8 protein-coding genes and 1 pseudogene are annotated in these 7,960 nt (G+C 63.9%); 6 read left to right on the forward strand and 3 right to left on the reverse strand.

The window, feature by feature from the left end; all coding sequences use genetic code 11:
- From EN879_RS15885 to EN879_RS15895, 3 genes are all read right to left on the reverse strand, one after another.
- Positions 1-850 (reverse strand): phosphotransferase family protein (locus EN879_RS15885; RefSeq protein WP_164774427.1); only part of this gene is annotated, 850 nt, incomplete at its 3' end.
- The gene (locus tag EN879_RS15890; protein WP_263484965.1) at positions 847-1,332 is read right to left on the reverse strand and encodes a MaoC family dehydratase; all 486 of its coding nucleotides are present in this window, start codon (positions 1,330-1,332) and stop codon (positions 847-849) included. The genes EN879_RS15890 and EN879_RS15885, both read right to left, overlap by 4 nt.
- A gap of 39 nt (positions 1,333-1,371) precedes the next feature.
- Positions 1,372-2,187 (reverse strand): SDR family oxidoreductase, encoded by an 816-nt coding sequence (locus EN879_RS15895; RefSeq protein WP_063168969.1) that lies wholly within the window; start codon positions 2,185-2,187, stop codon positions 1,372-1,374.
- A 113-nt stretch (positions 2,188-2,300) separates the two neighbouring features.
- Here EN879_RS15895 and EN879_RS15900 point away from each other — a divergent pair, with 113 nt between their 5' ends.
- From EN879_RS15900 to EN879_RS15925, 6 genes and pseudogenes are all read left to right on the forward strand, one after another.
- A complete protein-coding gene (locus tag EN879_RS15900; RefSeq protein ID WP_063168968.1) occupies positions 2,301-3,542 on the forward strand; it encodes an acyl-CoA dehydrogenase family protein in 1,242 nt (413 codons plus the stop codon).
- 53 nt (positions 3,543-3,595) lie between these two features.
- Positions 3,596-4,632 (forward strand): annotated as a pseudogene (locus tag EN879_RS15905) (zinc-binding dehydrogenase).
- Positions 4,633-4,729: 97 nt separating this feature from the next.
- Positions 4,730-5,128, forward strand: a complete 399-nt coding sequence (locus EN879_RS15910) for a hypothetical protein (RefSeq protein ID WP_013529672.1) — start codon at positions 4,730-4,732, stop codon at positions 5,126-5,128.
- A 181-nt stretch (positions 5,129-5,309) separates the two neighbouring features.
- A complete protein-coding gene (locus tag EN879_RS15915; protein ID WP_063168967.1) occupies positions 5,310-6,473 on the forward strand; it encodes a glycosyltransferase 87 family protein in 1,164 nt (387 codons plus the stop codon).
- On the forward strand, positions 6,466-7,455 hold the full coding sequence (locus tag EN879_RS15920) for a glycosyltransferase family 2 protein (RefSeq protein WP_063168966.1): 990 nt from the start codon (positions 6,466-6,468) through the stop codon (positions 7,453-7,455). Before EN879_RS15915 ends, EN879_RS15920 begins: the two co-directional genes overlap by 8 nt.
- Positions 7,452-7,960 (forward strand): ChbG/HpnK family deacetylase (locus tag EN879_RS15925; protein WP_127274125.1); only part of this gene is annotated, 509 nt, incomplete at its 3' end. The genes EN879_RS15920 and EN879_RS15925, both read left to right, overlap by 4 nt.

Raw genomic sequence — 7,960 nt, forward strand, 5'->3', positions numbered from 1 at the left:
GAGGACTACGTCGCCGCCGGCAGTAGGCGGCGACGTAGTCCTCTTCGGAAGGCAGGCCGAGTGCGGAACGATCGATACCGCCCAGGCCGCGAAAGCCGGAAGCGTGCGGCAGCCGCCATTGCATGCATTGATAGGCGATATCGGCGAAGGGGTGGCCTGATGTCGAAAGTTCCCAGTCGAGCACTGCCAGAACCGTTGGCCGGTCCGGCGCGAAGATCAGATTGTCCAGCCGGTAGTCGCCATGGACCAGTGAGATCCGGCCGTCATCTACGGGCATATGCGTTTCCAACCAGGCAATCAGCCGGTCCATGTCGGCGACGGTGCCGGTTTCCGAGGCACGGTACTGGCTCGTCCAGCGCGCCAGTTGGCGCTCGAAATAATTGCCCGGCCGGCCGAAATCGCCGAGCCCCACAGTCTCGACATCGACCTCGTGCAGGGCGGCGAGGGTGTCGTTCATGGCATCGTAGATGGCGGCGCGTTCATCATTGTCGCCAGCCTCCGGCAGAGCCGGATCCCAGAAAATGCGGCCGTCGAGGAAATCCATCACGTAGAACATGCGGCCGATGGGCGAGCCTTCCGCCGACAGATGCAGCATGGCCGGCACAGGCACGGCGGTGCCGGCAAGCGCGCTCATCACCCTGAATTCGCGGTCGACCTGGTGCGCCGATTTCAGCAATTGCCCCGGCGGCTTGGCGCGCAGCACGTAACGGCCGCTTGCCGCCGTCAAAAGGTAGGTCGGGTTCGATTGGCCGGATTTGAACTTCTCGACTGCCGCAAGCCCGGAAAAGCCCGGTATGTTCGCCTCGAGGTAAGGCGCAAGCGCTGCCTGGTCGAGAACGGGATCACTCATGCCGTCTCGGGCTGGCGTTCGATCAAGGTCAGCGTCAGCCAGCGCGCGGTCAGTGCCGGCTTCTTCGAACCCTCGATCTCGATCGTCACGTCATGCGCGGTCTGCACCCAGCCCGACGGCCTGACCTTGACGTCGGCCAGCACGAAACGCGTGCGGATGCGCGCGCCGGTTTTCACCGGCGCCAGGAAGCGCAGCGAATCGAAGCCGTGGTTGACGCCCATCTTGCCGTTTTCCAGCGGCGGCATGGTCTCGAAGGTCATCGCCGACAACAGCGACAGCGACAGGAAGCCGTGCGCGATGGTGCCGCCGAACGGCGTTTCACGCATCGCCCGCTCCGGATCGCAGTGGATGAACTGATGGTCGTCCGTGGCGTCGGCGAACTGGTCGATCATGCGTTGCGTGACCACCCGCCACGGCGACACGCCGACCTCCTTGCCGACACTGGCCAGAAGCACATCGAGACTGATCGGTTCCACGCTCATGTCCTCCAGTTCACCCCCGGCTTCTGTGGCCGGAAAATGTCATTCCTTGAACAAGGTCAGCCCATGCTGCACCGACTGTCCGCCGTCGATCGGCAAGATGGCGCCAGTGACATAGCTGCCTGCACGGCTGCACAAATAGAGCGTTGCGCCGGCGATGTCATCCGGTGCGCCGATACGGCCGATCGGAACATGGCTGCCGACGTGCCTGGCCTGTTCCTCTGTGGCGGTGGCAAATGCCGTCATCCGGCTCTGGAAGGGGCCGGGGGCAAAGGCGTTGACGGTGATGCGGCGGGCGGCGAACTCGAGCGCCAGTGTGCGCGTCAGATGATGAACCGCAGCCTTCGAGGCGGTGTAGGAATAGGCGTCGTCGGCCAGCGGCTGCGTGCCCATTACCGAACCGAGGTTGATCACCCTGGCCGGATCGGCGTCGCTGGCGGCGGCATCGAGCAGCCGCAGCAATTCGCGCGTCAGATGGAAGACCGCGGTGACGTTGACGCCAAACACCTTGGCCCATGCCGAATAGGGGAAGCTTTCCAGCGGCGCGCCCCAGGAGACGCCGGCGTTGTTGACCAGAATGTTCAGCCGTTCGGTGCGCGATTTGACCTCGGCGACGAGTGCGGCGATGCCGGCTTCGCTGGAAACGTCGCCGACGAAGCCGTCGGCCCGGCCCGGTGCACCAAGCTGGTTCAACTCTTCGGCGACCTTGATACAATCCTCGCCCTTGCGCGACGCGATCATCACGCTGGCGCCGGCCCTGACCAGCGCGGTCGCCGCCATGCGGCCGATGCCGGTCGCCGCACCCGTCACCAGCGCGGTCTTGCCGGCCACCGAAAACAGTTCGTCCAGATAGCTCATCACAATTCTCCGCGCTCGGCATGCGGGCAAACAGTTCGTTGACAAGGCTATCCGAAGTACGGTCATCCTTGCCACTGACAAAATGCCTGGCGTGTATGAAGGGTTAGCGACCGATGACGGAGATGAATCTCGGCATGACCGAGCGGCTGAAGCCAATCCACGCGCGCGTCGCGGCCATGGTGCGCGACGAGATCATGCCGCTCGACCATGAATTCCTCAGCGAAGTGGGCAAGGCAGGCAGCCGCTGGGTCTACAGTGCGCGTCAGAGCGAGATCCTCGAAGGGCTGAAGAAGACCGCAAGAGAGCGCGGCCTGTGGAATTTCTGGCTGACCGGCTCGGAACGCGGCTATGGCCTTTCCACTGTCGAATACGCCTATCTGGCCGAAGAGATGGGCAAGGCGCATCTCGGCGCCGAGACCTTCAACTGCTCGGCGCCCGACACCGGCAACATGGAGGTGCTGGAGCGATACGGCTCGGCCGACCACAAGAAAGCATGGCTGGAACCGCTGCTCGACGGCAATATCCGCTCGGCCTATCTGATGACCGAGCCGGATGTCGCTTCATCCGATGCCACCAACATTGCCATGCGTTGTGAACGCCACGGCGGCGACTATGTGCTCAATGGCGAGAAATGGTGGGCTTCGGGCGCCGGCGATCCGCGCTGCGCCATCTACATCGTCATGGTCAGGACCGGGGGCGATGACGAGCCGCAGCACCGCCGCCATTCGATGATCCTGGTGCCATCAGACACCAAAGGCGTGACCAAGGTGCGGGCCATGCAGGTCTATGGCGATGACGACGCGCCGCATGGCCACATGCATCTTCGCTTCGACAATGTGCGCGTACCGGCGTCGAACCTGATCCTCGGCGAGGGCAGGGGGTTCGAGATCGCGCAAGGGCGGCTCGGTCCCGGCCGCATCCACCACTGCATGCGCGCCATCGGACAGGCCGAGATGGCGCTCGAGATGCTGTGCCAGCGTTCCGTGCGCCGCGAGGCCTTCGGCCAGAAGCTGGCAAAGCTCGGCGCCAATTTCGACATCATCGCCGAATGCCGCATGGAGATCGAGATGGCGCGGCTGCTCTGCCTCAAGGCGGCGTGGATGATCGACCAGGGCGATGCGCGGGCCGCTGCTCCCTGGATCAGCCAGATCAAGGTGGTCGCACCGCGCGTCGCGCTCAAGGTCACCGACGAGGCGGTGCAGATGTTCGGCGCGCAAGGCATCAGCCAGGACACACCGCTGGCGCGGTCGTGGACGCATCTGCGGACCTTGCGCCTTGCCGACGGGCCGGACGCCGTGCATCGCCGTCAGGTGGCGCGGACGGAGTTGAGGAAATACACGCAGGAGAAGGTTTGAGCGCCGGCATCGTCATGCGGGCGCGACTCGAGGCTCGAGCGAGGAGTGTTCCGATGACCGTCCCATCCGAAATGAAGGCGCTGCTGCTTGTCGGCGATGGCTACACCAGGACGCGGAGCGGCAGTGTGCTGGAGGCGATGGAGCCCTATCTCGAGCCGGGCAGCATCGCGGTGCCGACACCGGGCCCAGCCAGGTGCTGATCAAGGTCAGCCTCGCCTCGATCAATCCGTCCGATGTCGCCTTCGTCAAGGGCCAGTACGGCCAGCCGCGTGCCAAGGGCCAGCCGGCCGGTTTCGAGGGTGTCGGCATTGTCGTCGCCAGCGGGGACGAGCCCTATCCCAAAAGCCTGATCGGCAAGCGCGTGGCCTTTGCCACCGGCGTCACCAACTGGGGCTCGTGGGCCGACTATGCCGTCGCCGAGGCGGCTGCCTGCATCCCGCTGCTCGACACCGTTCGCGACGAGGACGGTGCGGCGATGATCGTCAACCCGCTCACGGCGCTCGCCATGTTCGACATCGTCAAGGAGGAAGGCGAGAAGGCCTTCGTCATGACCGCCGGCGCCAGCCAGCTCTGCAAGCTGATCATCGGCCTGGCCAGCGAAGAGGGTTTCCGGCCGATCGTCACCGTGCGCCGCGACGACCAGATCGCGGCTCTGAATGCGCTTGGCGCGGCGCACGTGCTCAATGAAAGGGCGCCGGATTTCAAGGCGGCGCTGCGCGAGGTGATGAAGGCCGAACAGCCGCGCATCTTCCTTGACGCGGTAACCGGGCCGCTTGCCTCCGCCATCTTCGACGTCATGCCGAAGCGGTCGCGCTGGATCATTTATGGGCGGCTCGATCCCGAAGCCACCGTTATCCGCGAGCCCGGCCAACTGATCTTCCAGCACAAGCATATCGAAGGGTTTTGGCTGAGTGAGTGGATGCGCCAGTTCCGCGACCGTCGCGGCCCGGCGATCCTGGAAGCGCAGAAGCGTTTTTCCGATGGGCGCTGGTCGACCGACGTGACGGCGGTGGTGCCGCTTGCCGAAGCAATGGCGCGGCTGCCAGCCGAACTGGCCAAACCCAACGGCAAGGTGTTCATCCGGCCTTGAACGAAAATGGCTGGCGAGCGAAGTCCAGTTACTGCAAAAAAGGGGCTGCTTGTGAGAACAGGCTGCCGAAAAGTTCCCGCCGTTTTGGCGCAAGGCGATGACGAACGATCCCGGTACGAATTACTTTCTCAAGAAATATTCGGCCCCGCTGGATGATCCTGCCGGGACTGCGGTCAGGAACATCATGCTGGCGCGGGTCGTCGGCGCCGAATGTCAGGCCTCCAGACTCAACAAGGCCAAGATCAAAGCCTATCGCGACAGGATGATCGGGCCGCTCATGCCTGAGCAACTCAAAACAGCTGCATTTGAAGGTGGCAGTGCGTTGCGCAGTTTCAACTACCAGGATCTCGCTCACCTCTGTGCCGGCATCGACTATCAGTTCGGGCCGAAAGGCGTGCTGATTCCGGGGGCTGTTCTTGCTGGTAAGGGCGAGCCGAAATATCCCTTTGATCCGCGCAACCCCTATTTTCGTTTGCCCGAATTCACTGACGATTAGTCAGGTCGCCAGCCTCGGACGGCAGCCATGAAGGTGGGAACGCATATTCGAGGCGAAGGAGGTGCGGCCCTGACGTTCGTCAGCCCCCTATGCCACGCCACTTCGTCCGTGATATGCCGCCGCCATCGAATGCCGGGACAGGCTGGACTGATCCAGTTCCGGGATTGTGTGGAGCGCCTTGATGACGATTTCCAAGCCGGTTTTCGACCGTTTGGGGTTTGGCCTGTGGATCGGAGCGTTCCTGGTCGTTCTTGCCCTGGTCCTGTGGTCACCGCACACGCGGACGGTATGGCAGGCCTATATCGACGGCAGCGTGGCGCTTCAGGCCGGTCTGCCGCTCTACGACACCCAGTCCGAGATGGGGTATCTCTACGCGCCGGCCTTTGCCGCGCTCTACACTCCAATAGTCAAGCTTGGTCCGCATCTGGGCGGCTTGGTTTGGCATTCCATTGGCTTTGCGGTGCTGACCTACGCCGCGATGCGGCAGGTGCGCAAGCTCGGCGGCGGCGAACTGACATGGCTGCTTTCTTTCGGTCTTTTCCTCGCTTTGCCGATGGCGGTGGGGGCGATCCGCAACGGCCAGGCGACGATCCTTTTGACCGGCGCTTGCTGGCTTCTCACCCTGTCGGCGCTGGAAGGGCGGCGGGCGGAGACGTTCTTCTGGGCTTCGCTTGCCATCATCGCCAAGCCGACCGCGATCATAATGCTGTTGTTGGTAGGAGCCCTTCGGCTCCGGCTGATACCGGTGCTGGTGCTGGCGCTGCTGTTCGTGCTGGCACTGCCTTACGCTTTTGCTCCCGCCGGCTATCTCAACGATCAGCATCGTGTCTTCATCCAGATGCTGACCTCCATGGCCGTCGACAACACCAGCCATTTCGTGCCCACCGATTTCACGGCACCGTTCACCACGATAGGACTGCCGATACCGGAATTCGGCGCAACGATCGTGCGCATGGTCATGGCCCTGTTTACGCTTTCTGCCGTCATCTGGTTCGACCGCAGGCTCGAACAGGGAAAGGCGGCGCTGGCGATCTTCCTGACAGCCACTTTCTACATGTGCGTCTTCAACCCGCGCGTCGAGCCAAACACCTTTGCCATGATCGCGGTACCAGCCGGTCTTGCCATCGCCCTGTTGTGGCGTGAAGAACGGGGCGGCGTCCTTGCCTCGGTGCTGTCGACGACGCTGTTCGTGACCGGGTTGAGCGGCGTCGAGCGCCATGTGCACGATTTCCTCTTCCCCTGGTTCCGGCCGGTCGCCGTCACTTTTATCGCCGGTTCGCTGATCTGGTGGTTCTGGGCCAAGGCACGGGAAAAGGTGGTGAATGCGGGAGTCGCCAATGGTTGAGTTGCGGCCGAGCCTCGATATCGTCGCACCGTTCTTCAACGAGGCGGCATCGGCATCGGCCTTCGCGCGCCTGCTGGGCGAGCTCGAAGTGGCCGTGGCACAACGCTTCGGCATGACCGTACACAAGATCCTGGTCGATGACGGCAGTCGTGACGATGGCGCCGTGCGGTTTTCGCAAGCGCTGACGGGGTCGTGGGAGATCGTGCGCCTCAGCCGCAATTTCGGCAAGGAAGTCGCGGTGCTCGCCGGCCTCGACCAGTCGCGCGGCGACATGGTGCTGATCATGGACGCCGACCTCCAGCATTCCCTGGACATCAGCCTGAAGCTGATCGCCGAGCTGGTGGACCATCCGGACATCGACGTCGTCTATGCGCAGAACGACCGCCGCGAGGCGAGCTGGCGGCGCAGCCAGCTTGCACGGCTTTTCTACAGCCTGATCAACTCGAGCCAGCGTTTCGATATTCCCGAAAATGCCGGCGACTTTCGCGTCATGCGCGGCGCCGTGGCGCGCGCGCTGACCAGCCTGCGCGACAAGCGGCGCTTCAACAAGGGCCTGTTTGCCTGGGCCGGCTTTCGCCAGAAGGCGTTGCCCTATTCGCCGGAAGGCCGCGCCAGCGGCACGTCGAAATGGAGCCGGCTCAACCTGATCGCCTTCTCGCTCGAAGGTTTTACTTCCTTTTCCGTCATTCCCTTGCGTCTCATCAGCCTCAGCGGGCTGCTCGCGGCGTTGGCCGGTGCGCTCTATGGCGCCAAGGTGCTCTTCGAGGTGATCTTCTACGGCATTGCCGTTCCGGGCTACCCCAGCCTGCTGGTTGCCGTCGTCCTGCTCGGCGGCCTCAACCTGACCTTGCTTGGCCTGATCGGCGAATACGTCTGGGTCACGCTCAGCGAGAGCAAGGATCGCCCGGTCTATCTCGTGCGCGACGTCGTGCGCAGCGTGGCCCCCGCCGATCGGCCGGAGCCAGGCACTTCGAACAGATGACGCGGCGCATCCGCCTGATCGCCGACGATTACGGCCTGGCGCCCGGCGTTTCCGCCGCGATTCTCGACCTGCTCGATCGCGGCCGCCTGACCGGCACCAGCTGCATGACCGGCTTTCCGGAATGGGAAGCGGAGGCAGCGCGCATAAAACCGCTGTGCGGCCGGGCCGCGGTCGGGCTGCATCTCACCTTGACCGACCAGTTGACCATTACCGGCCGGTCGAACCTGGCGCCGGAAGGCCGGCTGCCACCGCTCCGCGCACTGGCCTTGCCTGTTCTGCGCGGCCGCATCGACGAGCGCCATGTTCATGCCGAGCTTGACGCCCAGTACAGCCGCTTCGTCGAGGCGCTTGGCCGCCGCCCCGATTTCGTCGACGGGCATCAGCATGTGCATTTCCTTCCCGTCGTGCGCACATGGCTGCGCGCGCGGTTTCCAGAAGGCGCCGACAGGCCGGCCCTACGCGGCGGCCCGGCGCCTCGACGAAGCGGCTGTACTGGGCGTCAAGC

Origin of the sequence: Mesorhizobium sp. M7A.F.Ca.AU.002.02.1.1 (genome assembly GCF_003998535.1) — a bacterium.
GTDB lineage: Bacteria > Pseudomonadota > Alphaproteobacteria > Rhizobiales > Rhizobiaceae > Mesorhizobium > Mesorhizobium ciceri.

Coding starts and splice junctions, on each gene's coding strand:
- EN879_RS15910 (WP_013529672.1), top strand. CDS start 4,730: ATGACGAACGATCCCGGTACGAATTACTTTCTCAAGAAATATTCGGCC.
- EN879_RS15895 (WP_063168969.1), bottom strand. CDS start 2,187: ATGAGCTATCTGGACGAACTGTTTTCGGTGGCCGGCAAGACCGCGCTG.
- EN879_RS15890 (WP_263484965.1), bottom strand. CDS start 1,332: ATGAGCGTGGAACCGATCAGTCTCGATGTGCTTCTGGCCAGTGTCGGC.
- EN879_RS15900 (WP_063168968.1), top strand. CDS start 2,301: ATGACGGAGATGAATCTCGGCATGACCGAGCGGCTGAAGCCAATCCAC.
- EN879_RS15915 (WP_063168967.1), top strand. CDS start 5,310: ATGACGATTTCCAAGCCGGTTTTCGACCGTTTGGGGTTTGGCCTGTGG.
- EN879_RS15920 (WP_063168966.1), top strand. CDS start 6,466: ATGGTTGAGTTGCGGCCGAGCCTCGATATCGTCGCACCGTTCTTCAAC.